We start from the raw sequence: 17,294 nt of genomic DNA on the forward strand, positions 1-17,294 counted from the left end.
TTCGCGGGCCGGATGCGCGGCTGGGGCGGGGTCAGCGCGATGGCCGTCGCCTGCGCGCTGACGGCCGCGGCCGTACTGCTGCCGCTGGCCCACGCGACCCCGGGCGGCGGGCGCCCCCCGGTGGTCCGCGAACCGGTCAGGATGGCCCTCGCCCCGCAGGCCCCGGGCGACACCTGCTCGGACCCGGAGGCCAGCCTGCGCCCGAACGGCCTGGACGGGGCGGCCATCCAGCGGATCCGCGACGCGGGCCACCTCGTGGCCGGCGTGGACCAGAACAGCTTCAAATGGGGCTACCGCAATCCGGCCGGCCAGCTGGACGGCTTCGACATCGCCCTGGTCAAGGCCATAGCCAAGGACATCCTGGGCGACTCCGAGAAGGTCATCTACCGGGCGATCCCCACCAGCCAGCGCATCCCCGCGCTCAAGGACAACACCGTCGACATCGTGGTGCGGACCATGACGGTCAACTGCCAGCGGCTGGAGGACGTCGCCTTCTCGACGGCGTACTTCGAGGCCGGGCAGCAGGTGCTGGCGCCCAAGGGCTCGGCGATCACCGGCTACGACGCCTCGCTGAAGGGCCGCAAGGTGTGCACGGCCGCCGGCTCCACGGCGGAGGCGGCGCTGGCGGCCCAGTCGTACGGTTCCGTACCCGTCAGCGTGCCCAACCAGCTGGACTGCCTGGTCCGGCTGCAGCTCGGCGAGGTGGACGGCATCGTCACCGACAACGCCCTCGCGGCCGGCCAGGCCGCGCAGGACCCGTCGATCCAGCTGGTCGGCTCCCCGTTCACCAAGGAGTTCTACGGGGTGGCCATGAACAAGGACGCGGGTGATCTGGTGCGCCGGGTCAACAAGGTGCTGGAGGAGTACCGCGCGGGCGGGGACGGCAGCCCGTGGATGGCCGCCTACAGGACCCACCTCCAGCCCGTGCTGCCCGGCGTCAGCGGCCCGCCCGCGCCCAAGTACCGGGACTGAGGCCGGTGGCGGATTCGGAGCCCGACGGCAGGAGACCGGAGACGAAGGCGGAGGCGGGGCCGGTGGAAGCTGGATCGGCAGTGATGGACCGGGACGGCGTGGACCGCGCGCTGTCCCGGCTGGGCGCGGAGCACGAGGCCGTCGAGACCTCGCTGCTCGCGCTCCAGGACCACGCCGGACGGCGGCTGCTGGAGGGTGCCGGGCTGACCGGGCTCACCAAGGAGCGGTGGGCCGCGGCCGACGCGGCCATCACCCGGCTGTGGCGGTACTTCGACGCCTACAGCGGGGCCCTGGCCGCCGCCCGGGAGGTCCGGGAGCGCCGCCGCTGGCCCGGCCGCGAGGACCTGGTCGAGCTCACCGACCGGCTGCGCGGGCCCGGTGTGCTGATCTCCGGGGCCGGGGTGGAGGGTGCTCCGCTGGCGGAGCGGTTCTCGCTCGCCGAGCTGGTGGCCCGGATGAACGAGCTGTACGCCGCCTCGCTGGACGTGGTGGTCGCCGCCGACTCGGTGTGGTCGGCCCTGCCCGCCCGGATCGACCTGCTCGCCGCCGAACTGCACCGCACGCGCTCGCTGGCCCACTCCGTCGGGGTCCGCCCGGGCGAGCACCCCTCGGGGGACGACCTGGAGGCCATCACCACCGAGCTGGCGGAGCTGCGGGAGCGGGTGATCGCGGACCCGCTGGCGTTCTGGGTCCCGGCGGCCGGGAGTTCGGCGCCCGGTGGCGGCCGCCCCGACACCAGGCGCTACGACCGGGCCGCCCTCGCGCTGGAAGACGTACGCCGGGAGGTCGAGGCGGTACTGGCCGTCCGGCAGGATTCCGAGCAGCGGCTGATCGGTCTGCGGGACGTGCTCTCGCGGGCCGACCGGACCTTGGCGGAAGCCCGCAAAGCGCGCGCCGAGGTGCTGGCGAAGATCGCGGCGTCCGAGGTGCCGGCGGTGAGCGGTCCGCCGACGGCGCTGCAGGAGGAGTTGTCGGCGGCCGCCGAGTACCGTCGGCGGTCCCAGTGGCACCGGCTGTCCCCGCTGCTGGAGTCGCTGGAGGTGCGCGCCGAGGAGGAACTGCTGCGGGCCCGTGAATCGTTGACGGCGGTGACGGCCCCGCTGGCCGTGCGGGCCGAACTGCGCGGCCGGCTCGACGCGTACAAGGCGAAGGTCGCCCGGCACGGGATGGCGCAGGACCCGTTGCTGATCGAGCGGTACGACACGGCCCGGCGGATGCTGTGGAGCGCGCCCTGCGATCTGCGGGCCGCCGAGCAGGCCGTGTGGCGCTACCAGCAGGCGACGGCCGAGTCCCTGGTGCCACAGCAGCAGCGGACGCAGCAAGCAGACGAGCAACAGTGGGAACCGCGGGACCAGCGCGAACCGTCGGTTCGGGAGTGGCCCGAGGGGCCGAGGGAGGGGGACGCATGAGTCTGACCGGAACGGCGTGCATGCGCCCCGGCTGCCCGGGGTCGTACGAGGACATGGGCGGCGGCGAGCTCTACTGCGGCACCTGCGGGCTGGCCCCGGCCGGCGCCGTCGCGGCGGGCGCCGAAGAGCTGGTGTCCGTGCCGACGGCGATGACGAGCGCGGCGCGCCACGGGGACTCGCAGGGGTCCCACGGCTCCTACGGGTCGCAGGGATCCCACGGGTCCGGCCGGTCCTCGTCCTCTTCGTCGTCCTCGCGTGCCTCCCGCTCCTCGCGCTCGTCCTCCTCCCGGCGCTCGGTGTCCGGCCGGCTCTCGCGCGCCGTGGCGGGCGGCACCGCCTCCACCCGCTCGGTGTCGGTGCGCAGCTCGGGCTCGGCCGCCTCGTCCTCGGGACGCAGCCGGCTCGGGGCCGGGCTGGTCAACATGCCGGAGGTGCCTCGTCCGGATCCTTCGGCGGCGGTGCTGGAGAACCCGGAGGTGCCGGAGCGCAAGCGGTTCTGCTCGCGCTCGGACTGCGGTGCTCCGGTGGGCCGGGCGCGCGGTGAGCGGCCGGGACGGACGGAAGGTTTCTGCACCAAGTGCGGGCATCCGTACTCCTTCGTGCCCAAGCTCCGCGCGGGCGATCTCGTCCACGGCCAGTACGAGGTGGCCGGCTGCCTCGCGCACGGCGGCCTCGGCTGGGTCTACCTCGCGGTGGACCGGGCCGTGTCGGACCGGTGGGTGGTGCTCAAGGGCCTGCTGGACACCGGCGACCAGGACGCGATGGCGGCCGCGATCTCGGAGCGGCGCTTCCTCGCGGAGATCGAGCACTCCAACATCGTGCGGATCTACAACTTCGTGGAGCACCTGGACCAGCGGACCGGTTCGCTGGACGGGTACATCGTCATGGAGTACGTCGGCGGCAAATCGCTCAAGGAGATCGCCAACGAGCGGCGGCGGCCGGACGGCCGGCGCGATCCGCTGCCGGTCGAGCAGGCCTGCGCGTACGGCATCGAGGCGCTGGAGGCGCTCGGCCACCTGCACAGCAGGAACCTCCTGTACTGCGACTTCAAGGTCGACAACGCCATCCAGCAGGCAGACCAGCTGAAGCTGATCGACATGGGCGCGGTGCGGCGGATGGACGACGAGGAGTCGGCCATCTACGGCACCGTGGGCTATCAGGCGCCGGAGGTCGCGGAGGCCGGACCGTCGGTCGCCTCCGACCTGTACACGGTGGCGCGCACGCTGGCCGTCCTGACCTTCGACTTCCAGGGGTACACGAACGTCTTCGTGGACTCGCTGCCCGACCCGCAGCACATCGAGGTGTTCGGGCGGTACGAGTCCTTCTACCGGCTGCTGGTCCGGGCCACCGATCCGGATCCCGGACGGCGGTTCGCGTCCGCGCAGGAGATGGCGGACCAGCTGACCGGAGTGCTGCGGGAGGTCGTCGCACTCCAGACGGGCCGGCCGAGGCCGCAGGTCTCCACGCTGTTCGGGCCGGAGCTGCGGGTCCCCGACGACCGGCTGTTCACCGACGAGTCGGGGGCGGAGGCCTCCTGGCTGGGCGGCCGGGCCGAGAAGCGGCGGGGATCCCGGCGCGGACGGGCGGCCGGAGCAGCACCCTCCACTTCCCCTGGCTCCACTTCTCCAGGCTCCGCTTCGGCGGGCTCGGCTTTCCCGGGCTCGGCTTCGGCGGCGCTGCCGGTGCCGGGGGGACCCGTCGGCCGGGGTGCCGGTCCGGCTTCCGCCCCGCTGGTCCCGCCCCCGGCGGGTCCGATCACCGGGTACGGCACGACCGGGCTCGTGACCACCGCGACGCACAGGGCCGCCGACCCGGCCGTACCGGCCCCGCGCCAGGCACCGCCGGCCGTGCCGCCGCATTCGGCCGAGGGAGCCCTGCTCCGGCGGCCGGAGCGGTCGACGCTCGACGCCCGCGAGGCCGCACTGGCGCTGCCCGTGCCGCTGGTCGACGCCGCCGATCCCAACGCCGGCTTCCTGGCGGGCCTGATGGCTTCCGCCCCCGCCGATCTGCTGGCCGTGCTGAGCTCGGCGCCCGCCGAATCGGCCGAGCTGCGGCTGCGGGAGCTCCGGGCCCGGCTCGAACTGGGCGGCACCGACGCGGACCTCGTCGCCGACGCGCTGCTCCGGCTGGAAGAGCGGCATCCGGACGACTGGCGGGTGGTGTGGGCCCGCGGCATCGCCTCGCTGGCCTTCGGGGAGGACGAGACGGCGGCCCTGTCCTTCGACGCCGTCTACGACGCCTTCCCCGGCGAACCGGCGCCGAAGCTGGCCCTGGGCCTGTGCGCCGAGGTGCTCGGGCAGCTGGACAACGCCGCCGACTACTACCGCCTGGTGTGGACCACGGACCCGGGCTTCGTGGGCGCGGCCTTCGGGCTGGCCCGGGTGCAGCTGGCCGCCGGGGACCGCAACGGAGCCGTGCGCACGCTGGAATCCGTACCGGAGGTGTCCATCCACCACACCGCCGCGCGGGTGGCGGCCGTACGGGCACGCCTGCGCGACCGGTCACCGCGGGAAGCGCTGCTGCCGGATCTCGCGGCGGCCGCGGCGCAGGTGGAGGCGTTGGGAAGGTTCGGTCTGGACTCGGTGCGCCACGAGCGGCTGCGGGCGGAAGTTCTGGGCTCGGCGCTGAACTGGGTACTGTCGGGTAGCCGGGGTTCCGATTCCGGTCGTACCTCGCTGCTCGGTTGCCAACTGGACGAGCGGGGGCTGCGCTTCGGCTTGGAGCGCTCGTACCGCGTGCTGGCTCGGCTGGCGCAGCGGGGCGAGGAGAGGATCGAACTGGTGGAACGGGCAAACCGTTTCCGTCCCCGGACGTGGGTGTGATTGATGTCGATGCATCGGCTGTCTGGCTGCCCCAGCTGCGCGGAACCCTTGGAGGAGGGTGACCGCTTCTGCGGCCTCTGCGGTTACGCCCTCACGCCTTCCGGCTCCGCGGCCCCGGCCGCCGCGTCGGCGGCTCCGGTACCGGCTCCGGCCCGGCCGGCGGCTCCGCCCGCCGCTCCGGCTCCTGGGGCCGCTCCGGTTCCAGTGGCCGCTCCGGCTCCGGTGGCCGCTCCGGCTCCGGCCGTCGCCCCGGCGGTACCCGGCCCGATGGGTGGAGCTCCGGCGCCCGACGACGGCCTCGTGTCCCGCCCCTCCGGCGCCACCGCCTACGGCGAGCGCACCGCCTCGGGGTACGCCGGCGAGCCCGCGCCGGGCTGGGGCAGCGTGTCGACGGCCGCCCCCACCCTGATCGGCGGCCCCGAAGGCTGGGCCGACACGACGGCCTCCCCGGACCCCGCCCAACCGGACGCTTCCGCTTCCCACTCCGCTTTCACCTCCGCTTCCGCTTCGACTTCCGACGGCGCGGGCCCGCAGGCCCCGTACGGATCCGCCCTCCAGGGCGGTGCCTCCGGACACGAGCCCCCGTACGGAGACCCCGAACCGCAGGGCCCGCCCCCCGGAGGCGGGACCCGCTTCGACACCCCCGCGCCGCAGGGCCAGTACCCCGCGGGCGAAGCCCCGTACGGCGACCCGCACGAAGGGGCCCCGCACGAAGCGGCCCCGCCCAACGGCGGCCAGTCGCCCGCCGGTCAGCCGGCCGGCTCCGGCAAGACCTGCGTGGCCTGCCGCGCCGGGCGCGTGGACACCGACGGGTACTGCGAGCACTGCGGGCACGCGCAGCCCCGCGAGCGGGACCACCTCGAAGAGGAGCTCGGCAGCGTCGCCGCCGTCAGCGATCGCGGGCTGCGCCACCACCGCAACGAGGACTCCTTCGCCGTGGCGGCCACCGCGCTGCCCGACGGCTCCGCCGCCACCGTGGCCATCGTCTGCGACGGCGTCTCCTCGGCCAGCCGCCCCGACGAGGCTTCGGCCGCCGCCGCGGCCGCCGCCAACGAGGCCCTGCTCGACGCCCTCCCCCGCGGCGCGCACCCCCAGGAGGCCATGCACGAGGCGATCCTGGCCGCCGCGGCCGCCGTGAACGCCCTCGCCCCCGAGGTGCCCGGCGCCCAGAACGCCCCCGCCTGCACCCTGGTCGGCGCCGTCGTCAGCGGCGGACTGCTGACCATCGGCTGGGTCGGCGACAGCCGCGCGTACTGGGTTCCGGACGACCGCGCCGCGCTCCCCCGGCGCCTCACCGAGGACGACTCCTGGGCCGCCCAGATGGTCGCGGCGGGCCTGATGGGCGAGGCCGAGGCCTACGCCGACGTCCGCGCGCACGCCATCACCGGCTGGCTCGGGGCCGACGCGTACGACCTGGAACCCCACACCGCCACCTTCAAGCCCGACCACGACGGCGTGATCGTGGTCTGCACCGACGGCCTGTGGAACTACGCCGAGTCGGCGCGGGACATCGCCCAGGTGCTCCCCGCCGACGCCGCCGCCAGGCCCCTGCACAGTGCGCAGGTCCTGGTGGGGCACGCACTCGACGGCGGCGGCCACGACAACGTGACCGTCGCCGTCGTCCCCTTCGCCGCACCCGAGGGCCCCGCTCCCAGCCAGGCCTGATCCCCGCCCCGAGGAGTTCCGACCGATGGCGAACTTCGCCAAGCCGAGTGCCCCGCGCTTCAGCGTGGACGTGTACCAGAACGAGTTCCTCCCCGAGGGCGGCCGCGACGTCCACGCCATCGTGACGGTGACCTCCACCGGGGGAGCCACCGCCACCCGGACGTCCGCGCAGGGCGCCGCCGTCGTGATCATGGTCGACTGCTCCGGTTCCATGGAGTACCCGCCCGAGAAGATGCGCGGCGCCCGCGAGGCCACCGCCGCCGCCATCGACACCCTCCGCGACGGCACCGCCTTCGCCGTGATCGCCGGTACGCACGTGGCCAAGGAGGTCTACCCCGGCCAGGGTCTCCTGGCCACCGCCGACGCGACCACCCGCGCCCAGGCCAAAGAGGCCCTGCGCGGCCTGTCCTGCGGCGGCGGCACCGCCATCGGCACCTGGCTGCGCCTGGCCGACGGCCTGCTGCGCCGGTCGACCGCCTCGATCCGGCACGGGATCCTGCTCACCGACGGCCGCAACGAGCACGAGGAACCGGCCGTACTCCGTGCCACCCTCGACGCCTGCGCGGGCCGCTTCACGTGTGACGCCCGCGGCGTGGGGACCGACTGGGAGGTCAAGGAGGTCACCGGCATCGCGGGCGCGCTGCTCGGCACCGCCGACATCGTGGCCGATCCGGCCCGCCTCAGCGCGGACTTCACGCACATGATGGAGAACGTCATGGGCAAGGAGGTCGCGGACGTCTCGCTGCGCCTGTGGACCCCGGTGGGCGTGGAGATCCAGTACGTCAAGCAGGTCTCGCCCGCCGTCCACGACCTGACCGACCGCCGCACCGAGGCGGGCCCGCGCGCCGGGGACTATCCGACGGGTTCGTGGGGCGACGAGTCCCGCGAGTACCACGTGTGCGTACGGGTCCCGGGCGCGGCGGTCGGGCAGGAGATGCTGGCCGCCCGCGCCACGCTCCTCATGCCGGGGGCACCCGGTGAGGCGCCGGCCGTCCTCGCCCAGGGCCTGGTCCGCGCGGTGTGGACGAACGACCTCGCCGCGTCGACCGCCATCAACGCCCAGGTGGCCCACTACACCGGGCAGGCGGAGCTCGCGCAGGCTATCCAACAGGGCCTGGAAGCCCGCAAACTGGGCGATGTCGGCGGAGCGACGGCCAAGCTCGGCCGCGCCGTGCAACTCGCGAGCAGCTCGGGCAACGCCGACACCGCCAAGCTGCTCGCGAAGGTGGTGGACGTCGTCGATGCGGCGGCGGGTACTGTGCGACTGAAGGCAAAGGTCGCCGATGCGGACGAGATGACCCTTGAAACGCGTTCGACCCAAACCGTTCGAGTGAAAAAAGCCTGACATTCTGATCAGACGCACGCCGAAGAAGTCATAGACGAAGCGAAGAAGAGCCTGCCGCGATGGCGCAGGAAGAAGGAGGAAGCGCCGCGATGCCGACCTGCCCGAACGGGCACCAGTCCGCCTCCGACGACTGGTGCGAGGTCTGCGGTCACCGCATGGCTGCCCCCACGGGCACCCCCGCGGCGCCCTCCTACGGCTACGGCTACCCTCCCACCGGCGAGCCGACCGCCCAGGCCGAGCTCTGCCCGCAGTGCCGCACCCCGCGCGAGGCCATGGCCCCGTTCTGCGAGGAGTGCCGCTACAACTTCCTCACGCGCACGGCGACTTCGTACACCCCACTCGCCCCGGACGCCCCGGACGCCGGCCAGGGGCACGGCCACGGACAGGGCCACGGACAGGGCCACGGCCACGGCCACGGGCAGGGGCACGGGCAGGGAACGCCCGGTCCGCCGCCGCCACCACCCGCGCCGCCGCTCCCCTCTCCCAGCGCGCCGTCGGCCCCGCCCGCGTACTCCCAGGACCACTTCGAGTACCAGGGCTCGCGCCCTTCCCGCGTCAACAGGGCCGCCGAGCCGCTGCAGCGCGAGGACGACTGGATGCTGCCGCCCCCGGCGCACCAGGAGTACCAGCAGCCCCAGTACCAGCAGCAGCCGCCGCCCCCGCAGCAGCCCCAGTACCAGCAGTCGCCGTCGCAGACGGGGCAGTACGAGCCGCAGCAACAGCACCACCAGCAGCAGCAGTCACCCCAGTCCCACCAGCCCTTCCCGCCCCAGCAGCAGGGCGGCGGCTCCTGGACCGCGACCATCGGTCCGGACCGCTCGTACTTCATGGCGATGATGCAGCGCAGCGGCCCGGAGGCGGCCGGCCTCAGCCTGCCCGCCTACTCCCCCGAGCAGCACCTCCCGCTCGCCGGCGGCCAGATCACCATCGGCCGGCGCCGCGCCTCGACGGGCGAGTCCCCCGACGTCGACCTGTCGGTGCCCCCGGAGGACCCGGGCGTCTCGCACCAGCACGCGGTGCTCGTCCAGCAGCCCGACGGCAGCTGGGCCGTGGTGGACCAGAACTCCACCAACGGCACCACCATCAACGGGGGCGAGGAATCCATCCAGCCCTACGTGCCGGTCCCGCTCGGCGACGGCGACCGCGTCCACGTCGGCGCCTGGACCACGATCACCATTCGCCGGGGCTGAACAGCTACCGCTGGCGCTGTGGCCGGGAAGGAACCTTCTCGGCCACAGCGCTAGCCGGCCGGCCCGGCCGGCTCCCCCAGGGGCCACACGTAGGGCCCCTGGGGATCGTCGAGCCACGACCACTGCCCCTGCGCGCTGACGGTCACCCCGAAGCGTTCGCGCGCCGGCCGCCCCTCGCGCCGCCACAGGTCCAGCGCCTCCCTCGGGTGCAGCGCGCCCGAGGTCAGCACCAGCATGAACTGGAAGCGCTCGTTCTCCACCAGCTCGTACGGGAGCCCCTCCGGCATCCCGTACGTTCCCGGCGGCGCCGCCGTGGCCCCGCGCAGCGGCACGAAGTACGCCGAGGTGTGCAGGAAGCGCCCCTCCGCGAGCTCGGCGTCCCGCACGGTCAGCGCGATCAGCCCGGTCGACAGCGGGGCCAGGATCCGCGCGCCCGGCCGGCACTGCCCGAGCCAGGCGTACGGGATCTGCGGCAGCGTGCAGGTCACCAGGATCCGGTCGAACGGGGCGCGGGAGGGGCAGCCGCGCGCCCCGTCGCCGGTGACCACGGCGGGCCGGTAGCCGAGCCGGGCCAGGTGCGAGCGCGCCGACTCGGTGATCTCCTCGTCCAGGTCCACGGTGGTGACGAGGTCCTCGCCGAGGCGATGGCAGAGCAGGGCCGCGTTGTAGCCGGTGCCCGCGCCGATCTCCAGCACGTTGTCCCCGTCGCGGACCTCCAGGGCCTCCAGCATCTTCGCCATCAGCGAGGGCTGGCTGCTGGAGGAGACCAGCTCGCCGTCGCGCAGCCGGGTGGCGAGCGGGGCGTCCGTGTAGACCCCGCGCAGCCAGCGCGCCCGCTGTGCGGGGTCGGGGTCATCGGCCCAGAGCCGCTCGTGGCCCGCGCCGCGGCCGGTGAAGTAGCAGGGGACGAAGACGTGCCGGGGCACGGCGGCGAAGGCGGCCCGCCAGGCCGGATCGCTCAGCGCCCCGGCGGCGACGAGCTCCCGTACCTGCGCGGCGTGCGCGATCTCCCGCACGTCGCGCGCCTCGGCGTGTGTGCCCATGCCTCCACTGTCCTGCGGACCGCGCCCCCGGGCTACTCCGGGCGGCTCCGTACGGCGCCGGGCTGCCCCGGGCTGCTCCGCTAGCTCCGGCCGTCGTCCCCGGCCCCGCGCGCGGGGCGCGATGCGAGGTCCTAGGACCGGGGTCCTCCGTCCGGGCGTCTGAGACGATGGTCGGGTGAATGAGATTCCGCGGGGCACGGTCCAGGAGCAGACCTTCTACGAGATGGTGGGCGGCGAGGACACCTTCCGCCGCCTGGTGCACCGCTTCTACCAGGGCGTCGCCGAGGACCCGCTGCTGCGCCCGATGTACCCGGAAGGGGACCTCGGACCGGCCGAGGAGCGGTTCGCGCTGTTCCTGATGCAGTACTGGGGCGGCCCGAACACCTACAGCGAGAACCGCGGGCACCCCCGCCTGCGCATGCGCCACGCACCGTTCCAGGTGGACGCGGCCGCGCACGACGCGTGGCTGAAGCACATGCGGGTCGCGGTGGACGAGCTCGCCCTCGCGCCGGAGCACGAGGCGCAGCTGTGGCGCTACCTGACGTACGCCGCCGCCTCGATGATCAACACCGAGGGCTAGCCCGCCCGTACGGCGTCCCGCGCGGGTTCCCGTACGAGGACACCCGAGGACCCCCGAGGACACCTAGGGGCTCCCCTACAAGGCCTCGCGCCCCGGGGCCGCGGCCCTACTGGCTAGACGGGCCGGACCGACAGGGCGGTGAGGCCGCCGGGGCGGCGCGTGGCGATCGACCCGTACGGGGTGCGCAGCCGCAGCCAGCCCCCGGCCGCGAGCAGCGCCACCGGGTCGGTGGCTCCGGGCGGGGTGGGAGCGGCGGGCACGGTGGACCGTACCGGCCGCAGGAAGCCCAGGGACTGCGCGGCGTGGACGGCGCGCAGCGGAAGGTCGGTGTCCCCCAGCGTGCGGGACCAGATCTCGCGGCCGATGCGGTCGCGCTCGGAGCGGGTCCGGTGCTGCGGGGGCAGGGCCTCGTCGCGGGCCCGGAATTCGACGACGGAGGCGGCGAGTGCCGCCCGTATCGCCTCGGGGCCGGGCAGCCCGGGCACCGGGGTCCAGCCGCCGCGGGGCGGGAGCACTCCGGCCCAGGGCGGTCCGGTGACGGCCGCGGGCACGACGGCGCCCGCCCGGTCGCCCTCGTCCACGGACTCCAGCAGCTCGCCGGCCGAGACGGTGAGGTCCAGCGGCACGGCGGCCGCTCCGGCGAGCCTGACGGTGCGGATGGCCAGCACGTCGAAGGACGGGGGCCGTCCGAAGACGGCGAGCGCGCCGCCGCCGGCCCGCGCTTGCAGGCGGACGGCGGCGGCGCGGTCGTAGTGCACCAGCCGGCCCAGGAAGGCGGCGAGGTCCGCCGCCTCCCCGGAATCGGCGAAGTGCAGCTGCTCGTTCATGCCGCGATGCCTCCGGCAGTGGCGCCGGACTGCGGCTCGTCCAGGTACTCCTGGAGGAAGAGCTTCTCCTCGGCCGTGATGCGGCGGGGCCGCCCCTCGGCGAGGTTGTAGGGCACGACCACGGTCTCGGCGCGCACGTAGACCGTTTCGGGCGCGTCCTCGGTCGCCTCGTCCTTGACCTCGTAGCGGATGGTCAGGGAAGCGGCGCCTATCCGGGTCACCCAGGATTCGATGAGGACCGGCTCGTGGCGGTGCACGAGGGGCAGCTTGTAGTCGATCTCGTGGCGGGCCACGACGGAGCCGCCCGTGAAGGACTCACTGCCCTCCCCCGGCGCGAGGCGGAACATGAAGTCGATCCGTGCCTCCTCCAGATAGCGGAGGAAGACCACGTTGTTGACGTGCCCGAAGGCATCCATGTCCGCCCAGCGCAGGGGGCACCGGTAGTGGTGTCTGGCCATGGTCTGTGACCTCAGCCCTCAGCCTCGGGTGAGCTTCTTGTAGGTGGCGCGGTGCGGACGCGTCGCGTCCGCGCCGAGCCGCTCGACCTTGTTCTTCTCGTACGACTCGAAGTTGCCCTCGAACCAGTACCACTTGGACTCGCCCTCGTACGCCAGGATGTGCGTGGCGACTCGGTCCAGGAACCAGCGGTCGTGCGAGATGACCACGGCCGCGCCCGGGAACTCCAGGAGCGCGTTCTCGAGCGAGGACAGGGTCTCGACGTCAAGGTCGTTGGTGGGCTCGTCGAGGAGCAGCAGGTTGCCGCCCTCCTTGAGCGTCAGCGCCAGGTTCAGGCGGTTGCGCTCACCACCGGAGAGGATGCCGGCCGCCTTCTGCTGATCCGGACCCTTGAAGCCGAAGGCGCTGACGTACGCGCGGGACGGCATCTCGACCTGGCCCACGTTGATGTAGTCCAGCTCGTCCGACACGACCGCCCAGAGGGACTTCTTCGGGTCGATGTTGGCGCGGCTCTGGTCGACGTACGAGATCTTTACGGTCTCGCCGACCTTGACGGAGCCGGAGTCCGGGTCTTCCAGACCCAGGAGCATCTTGAAGAGCGTGGTCTTGCCGGCGCCGTTCGGGCCGATGATGCCGACGATGCCGTTGCGCGGCAGCGTGAAGGACAGGTCGTCGACCAGGACCTTGTCACCGAACGCCTTGGAGAGGTTGTTGACCTCGACCACGATCGAGCCCAGACGCGGGCCCGGCGGGATCTGGATCTCCTCGAAGTCCAGCTTCCGCATCTTGTCCGCCTCGGCGGCCATTTCCTCGTAGCGGGCGAGACGGGCCTTGGACTTGGTCTGGCGGCCCTTGGCGTTGGAGCGGACCCACTCCAGCTCTTCCTTGAGGCGCTTCTGGCGCTTCTCGTCCTTGCGGCCTTCGACCTTGAGACGCGTGGCCTTCTTCTCCAGGTAGGTGGAGTAGTTGCCCTCGTACGGGTGGGCGCGGCCGCGGTCGAGCTCGAGGATCCACTCGGCGACGTTGTTCAGGAAGTACCGGTCGTGGGTGACGGCCACGACGGCGCCCGCGTACTGCGAAAGGTGCTGCTCCAGCCAGTTCACCGACTCGGCGTCGAGGTGGTTGGTGGGCTCGTCGAGGAGGAGCAGGTCCGGGGCCTCGATCAGCAGCTTGCAGAGCGCGACGCGGCGCTTCTCGCCACCCGAGAGGTTGGTGACGGGCCAGTCGCCGGGCGGGCAGCCCAGAGCGTCCATGGCCTGCTCGAGCTGGGCGTCGAGGTCCCAGGCGTTGGCGTGGTCCAGGATTTCCTGGAGCTTGCCCATCTCGTCCATGAGCGCGTCGGTGTAGTCGGTCGCCATTTCCTCGGCGACCTCGTTGAAGCGCTTCAGCTTGCCCATGATCTCGGCCGCGCCGTCCTGAACGTTCTCCAGGACGGTCTTGGACTCGTCGAGCTTGGGCTCCTGCATGAGGATGCCGACGGTGAAGCCGGGAGACAGGTACGCCTCACCGTTGGACGGCTGCTCCAGGCCCGCCATGATCTTGAGCACGGTGGACTTACCGGCGCCGTTGGGGCCGACCACACCGATCTTCGCGCCGGGCAGGAAGTTCAGGGTGACGTCATCAAGAATCACCTTGTCGCCGTGCGCCTTGCGCGTCTTGCGCATGGTGTAGATGAACTCAGCCAAGAGAAACCGTCCGGCAGATCGATGGGTGGGCAGATACACCCCATCTTGCCTGACGTCCACCCCACGGGGGAAACCCGTTAGGGGCCGGGGCGGCGCTGCGCACGTCCGGACGAGGCCCCGGAGGCCTTGTGCCGCACGGCAGGATGCCGCTGCCGAGGCGACGGCGGGGGGCTGGAGCCCGGCTCGCGGATCCCGCTCCATGGACTCCCGGGTACCGGCTTCAGGGACTCCCGGCTGCGGGTCCCCGGCCCGCCGGTCCCCGGGCTCCCGGGTCAGGCGCCCGGCGCGCCCAGGTCCAGCGCCCGGCGCGCCCAGGTCCGGCGCCCGGCGCGCCCGGGTCCGGCTCCGGGTACTCCCGGGTCCGGGGAGGTGTCAGAGGCGCGGGCGGTACACCGCCAGGGCGTCCGGGAGCTCCTCCAGCACGAGGGCGGCCGGGGCCTGCGCGTATTCGCCGTCGTAGGCGAACGCGGTACCGGGCGGGATGTCCCCGACGCGCAGGCTGCGCAGCCGGATGGCGACGTGGACAGGGGAGCGGCTCAGCGGACCGGCCAAGGCGGCGGCCAGCAGGCGGGGGCCCGGGCGGCCGCCGCCGAGGACGAGCCGGACGTCGAGCAGGCCCTCCCCCAGGCTCTTGCGGTACCGCGGGGCCGGGCCGGTACCCCGGTAGGTGCCGTTGCCCGCGAAGAGCAGCCAGACGCTCCGCGGCTGCCCGGCCAGCCGGAGCCGTACGGGGTGCTCGGCGCGCAGCACCCTCCAGGCCGCCAGCAGCGCGGCGGGGCCGCCGCCGATCCGGGGCGCCCACCGCAGGCGTTGCCCGAGGAGCTGCGGATAGGCCCCGATGCTGAAGTTGTTGAGGAAGTACCCGGCTCTCGTGTCCGCGGGATCCGGGCCCGGGGTGAACCGCCCCACCCCGATGTGGACGGCGTGCCCGGCCGCCACGGCCCGGCAGGTGTCCTCGACCCCGGCGAGACCGAGGTCCAGCGCGAAGTGGTTGAGCGTGCCGCCGGGGAACACCGCCAGCGGGATCCCGGCGCGCAGCGCGGCGGTGGCGGCGGCGTTGACCGTGCCGTCGCCACCGCAGACGCCGAGTACGGCGGCCCGCTCGGCGGCCGAGGCCAGCTCCGCGGCGAGCTCGGACCCCTCGCAGGTGACGAGCTCGGCCTTGGGAAGCCGCTCGCGCAGTACGTCGAGCCCCGCGGCGGAGGCCGTGCCCGAGCCGCTGTTGACCACCACCGTGAGCCCGTCGCCGTCGGGCAGCGCGGGCACGCCGGTGGCCGCGCGCTCGTCACCCGGCACTATCCGGGCGTCCTCGGCGTCCCGAGTGAGCCGGCGGACGACGAGCCCGGCCGCCACCCCGAGTGCCGCGCCCGCGAGGACGTCGGAGGGGTAGTGGACCCCGGTGTACACGCGGGAGAACGCGACGGAGGCGGCGACCGGAGCGAGCAGTGCGCCCAAGGCCGGGGATTCCATGGCCGTTCCGGCGGCGAAGGCGAACGCGGACGCGGAGTGCCCGGAGGGGAAGGAGGTGGTCTGAGGCTGCCTGGTGAGCCGCCGCACCACGGGCACCCCCTCCAGCACCGGCCGCGCCCGTCGTACGGACCATTTCCCGACGGTGTTGATGGTCGCGGAGGCCAGCGCCAGTGACGCGATGCCGCGCCCCGCCGCCTTGCGGGCGCCGACCGGGCCGCAGGCGGCGATCGCCAGGGCGGCCCCGCCCCACAGCACGCCGTGGTTCGCGGCCCGCCCGAGCCGTGGCAGCACCCTGTCGGCCCCGGGCCAGTGCCGCCGTGCCACCACGTCGAACAACTGCCGGTCCCACCGAGCGACCGCGCCCCGCCAGGTCAGTTCTTGATCAGACATCCCCTGCGCCTACCCCCGGTCCACGATCCGAACCGGACCCAACGGCCACTCGGCCGCACAGCCGGGCCGTCACCCCTGCCCGCACCCGCCGTACCCGCCCACTCTCCGTACCCGCCCGCTGTACTTGCCCGCGCCCGGCGTACGCGCCCGCCCACTCCCCCGGACGCGCCCGTGCCCCGCCGTACCCGCCCGCACCCGCCGGACGCGGCCGCCCCCGCCGTACCCGCCCGCACCCACCGGACGCGCCCTCGCTCGCCGTACCCGCCCGCTCCCCCCGGGCGCGCCCGCCCCCTATTCCTGACCGGTATCGCGCTCCGGGCCTGGCCCCTCCTCCAAGGGCCGCTTGCGCAGGAGCAGGACGACCAGGCCGCCCAGGACCACCAGGCCCACCGCCAGGGAGGCGATGACCGGGGTGGCCGCCGAGCTGCCGCTGGTGGCCAGCCGCTCCTCCGAGGTGTCCGGCGAGGCCGTGTAGGCGGGTGCGGACACCGCGCCGAGGGGGGCCATCGCCGTACCCGAGGACCCCGCTTCGGCCACCTGGACGGCCTCGGGCTGCGGCCACTTCGCCGTCGCCGTGGCCGCGAGGGCGGACGCGCTGGAGCCGGCGACGATCTGGACCTGTGCCGGCACCCCGGTGGTGAAGACCCGCCCCACCGGCACCCGGGTGGATCCGTGGACGGTGACCGAGGCGGTGCCGTCCGGCGTCCCCGCCGGTACCTCGAAGAACAGCCTGGTCCCGTTGGCGGCGGTGTCGACCTGCCGCCCCTCCGCGTCCAGGACCCGCACTCCCATGGCGACGGCCGCCGGGTCCGGGGTCACGCTCACGCTCTGCGCACCCGTCCGCACCGTCACCGGCCCGATCCGGCTGCCCGCCGGACCCGACACCTCGCCGGGCTCCAGCCCCAGCGAAGCCGGCGGCTCCGGCAGCCGGCCCGCCTCCCGCTGGAGATATCCGGCGAGCTTCTCCGCCTCCGGGTCCGCCGCCTCCACGCGGACGCCCTCGGCCAGCCTCCAGATGGCCACCTGCGTCCCGGCCGCCGCGCTCTCCGCGGTGAGCCCGGCCGCTCCGGCCGCCTTGGCGAGCCCGGCCAGATCGTTCAGCTGGGGGTAGGAGTGCTCCAGGATCCAGCGGACCCGCCCCCCTTCGCCGCTTCCGGCGAGCGGGGTGCCGTTCCAGCCGCTCTCCGCATACCGGGTCTGGGGCTGCGCGTTGCCCGCGACGCCGACCCCGTACGTCTGGAGCATTCCGCCGCCGTCGACCCGCATCTCGTAGAGCCCGGCGGGAATCTGCCGCACGGAGCCGTCCGCCCCGCGCAGGACCGCCTGACCGTAGGTCTTCAGCCCGTCCAGGACGGCACTGGCCCCCTCCGGTGCGCGGGGCGGCACCGGGCCGCTGTCGGCGGCCGCGTGCGCACCGGGCGCCGCGGCCAGCGCGGCGGC

13 protein-coding genes are annotated in these 17,294 nt (G+C 74.0%); 7 read left to right on the forward strand and 6 right to left on the reverse strand.

The features are described from left to right. Nucleotides 1–12 precede the first annotated feature (12 nt). The 6 genes from J7E97_RS02375 to J7E97_RS02400 all read left to right on the forward strand — a co-directional run bounded on the left by J7E97_RS02375 (nucleotide 13) and on the right by J7E97_RS02400 (nucleotide 9,403). Nucleotides 13–972, forward strand: coding sequence for a glutamate ABC transporter substrate-binding protein (locus tag J7E97_RS02375; RefSeq protein ID WP_215021665.1), 960 nt, complete (start codon nucleotides 13–15; stop codon nucleotides 970–972). 83 nt (nucleotides 973–1,055) lie between these two features. Continuing rightward, nucleotides 1,056–2,381 carry a hypothetical protein gene (locus J7E97_RS02380; protein WP_251053657.1) on the forward strand — a complete coding sequence of 442 codons (1,326 nt, stop codon included), beginning with the start codon at nucleotides 1,056–1,058 and terminating at the stop codon, nucleotides 2,379–2,381. Then, nucleotides 2,378–5,203, forward strand: a complete 2,826-nt coding sequence (locus J7E97_RS02385) for a serine/threonine-protein kinase (RefSeq protein WP_215021648.1) — start codon at nucleotides 2,378–2,380, stop codon at nucleotides 5,201–5,203. The genes J7E97_RS02380 and J7E97_RS02385 overlap by 4 nt, the downstream gene beginning before the upstream one ends. A 300-nt stretch (nucleotides 5,204–5,503) precedes the next feature. Continuing rightward, nucleotides 5,504–6,868 carry a protein phosphatase 2C domain-containing protein gene (locus J7E97_RS02390; RefSeq protein WP_374224101.1) on the forward strand — a complete coding sequence of 455 codons (1,365 nt, stop codon included), beginning with the start codon at nucleotides 5,504–5,506 and terminating at the stop codon, nucleotides 6,866–6,868. Nucleotides 6,869–6,893: 25 nt separating this feature from the next. Beyond that, nucleotides 6,894–8,213: a VWA domain-containing protein gene (locus J7E97_RS02395; RefSeq protein WP_215021652.1), complete on the forward strand. Its 1,320-nt coding sequence runs from the start codon at nucleotides 6,894–6,896 to the stop codon at nucleotides 8,211–8,213. Nucleotides 8,214–8,272: 59 nt separating this feature from the next. After that, entirely contained in the window at nucleotides 8,273–9,403 is a 1,131-nt protein-coding gene (locus J7E97_RS02400) for an FHA domain-containing protein (RefSeq protein ID WP_374224102.1), read from the forward strand. Between the two features lie 50 nt (nucleotides 9,404–9,453). On the opposite strand, the gene J7E97_RS02405 is transcribed toward J7E97_RS02400, so the two are convergent. After that, nucleotides 9,454–10,446 (reverse strand): methyltransferase domain-containing protein, encoded by a 993-nt coding sequence (locus J7E97_RS02405; RefSeq protein ID WP_215021655.1) that lies wholly within the window; start codon nucleotides 10,444–10,446, stop codon nucleotides 9,454–9,456. A gap of 175 nt (nucleotides 10,447–10,621) precedes the next feature. On the opposite strand from J7E97_RS02405, the gene J7E97_RS02410 reads away from it, so the two are divergent. Beyond that, complete coding sequence (locus J7E97_RS02410; protein WP_308346244.1) at nucleotides 10,622–11,026, forward strand: globin; 405 nt, start codon at nucleotides 10,622–10,624, stop codon at nucleotides 11,024–11,026. 113 nt (nucleotides 11,027–11,139) lie between these two features. Here the strand turns inward: J7E97_RS02410 and J7E97_RS02415 are convergent, their stop codons facing one another. The 5 genes from J7E97_RS02415 to J7E97_RS02435 form a co-directional block, all read right to left on the reverse strand. Beyond that, a complete protein-coding gene (locus J7E97_RS02415) occupies nucleotides 11,140–11,853 on the reverse strand; it encodes a hypothetical protein (protein WP_215021658.1) in 714 nt (237 codons plus the stop codon). After that, the gene (locus J7E97_RS02420; RefSeq protein ID WP_215021659.1) at nucleotides 11,850–12,311 is read right to left on the reverse strand and encodes a thioesterase family protein; all 462 of its coding nucleotides are present in this window, start codon (nucleotides 12,309–12,311) and stop codon (nucleotides 11,850–11,852) included. The genes J7E97_RS02415 and J7E97_RS02420 overlap by 4 nt, the downstream gene beginning before the upstream one ends. 18 nt (nucleotides 12,312–12,329) lie before the next feature. Next, nucleotides 12,330–13,994 (reverse strand): energy-dependent translational throttle protein EttA, encoded by a 1,665-nt coding sequence (gene ettA / locus J7E97_RS02425; protein WP_215021660.1) that lies wholly within the window; start codon nucleotides 13,992–13,994, stop codon nucleotides 12,330–12,332. A gap of 372 nt (nucleotides 13,995–14,366) precedes the next feature. Beyond that, entirely contained in the window at nucleotides 14,367–15,854 is a 1,488-nt protein-coding gene (locus J7E97_RS02430) for a bifunctional phosphatase PAP2/diacylglycerol kinase family protein (protein ID WP_215021661.1), read from the reverse strand. 291 nt (nucleotides 15,855–16,145) lie between these two features. Next, nucleotides 16,146–17,294: thioester domain-containing protein (locus tag J7E97_RS02435; RefSeq protein WP_251053636.1), on the reverse strand; the 1,149-nt coding region annotated here is incomplete at its 5' end.

Source organism: Streptomyces sp. ISL-66, from assembly GCF_018614135.1.
In the GTDB taxonomy this organism is placed as follows: Bacteria; Actinomycetota; Actinomycetes; order Streptomycetales; family Streptomycetaceae; genus Streptomyces.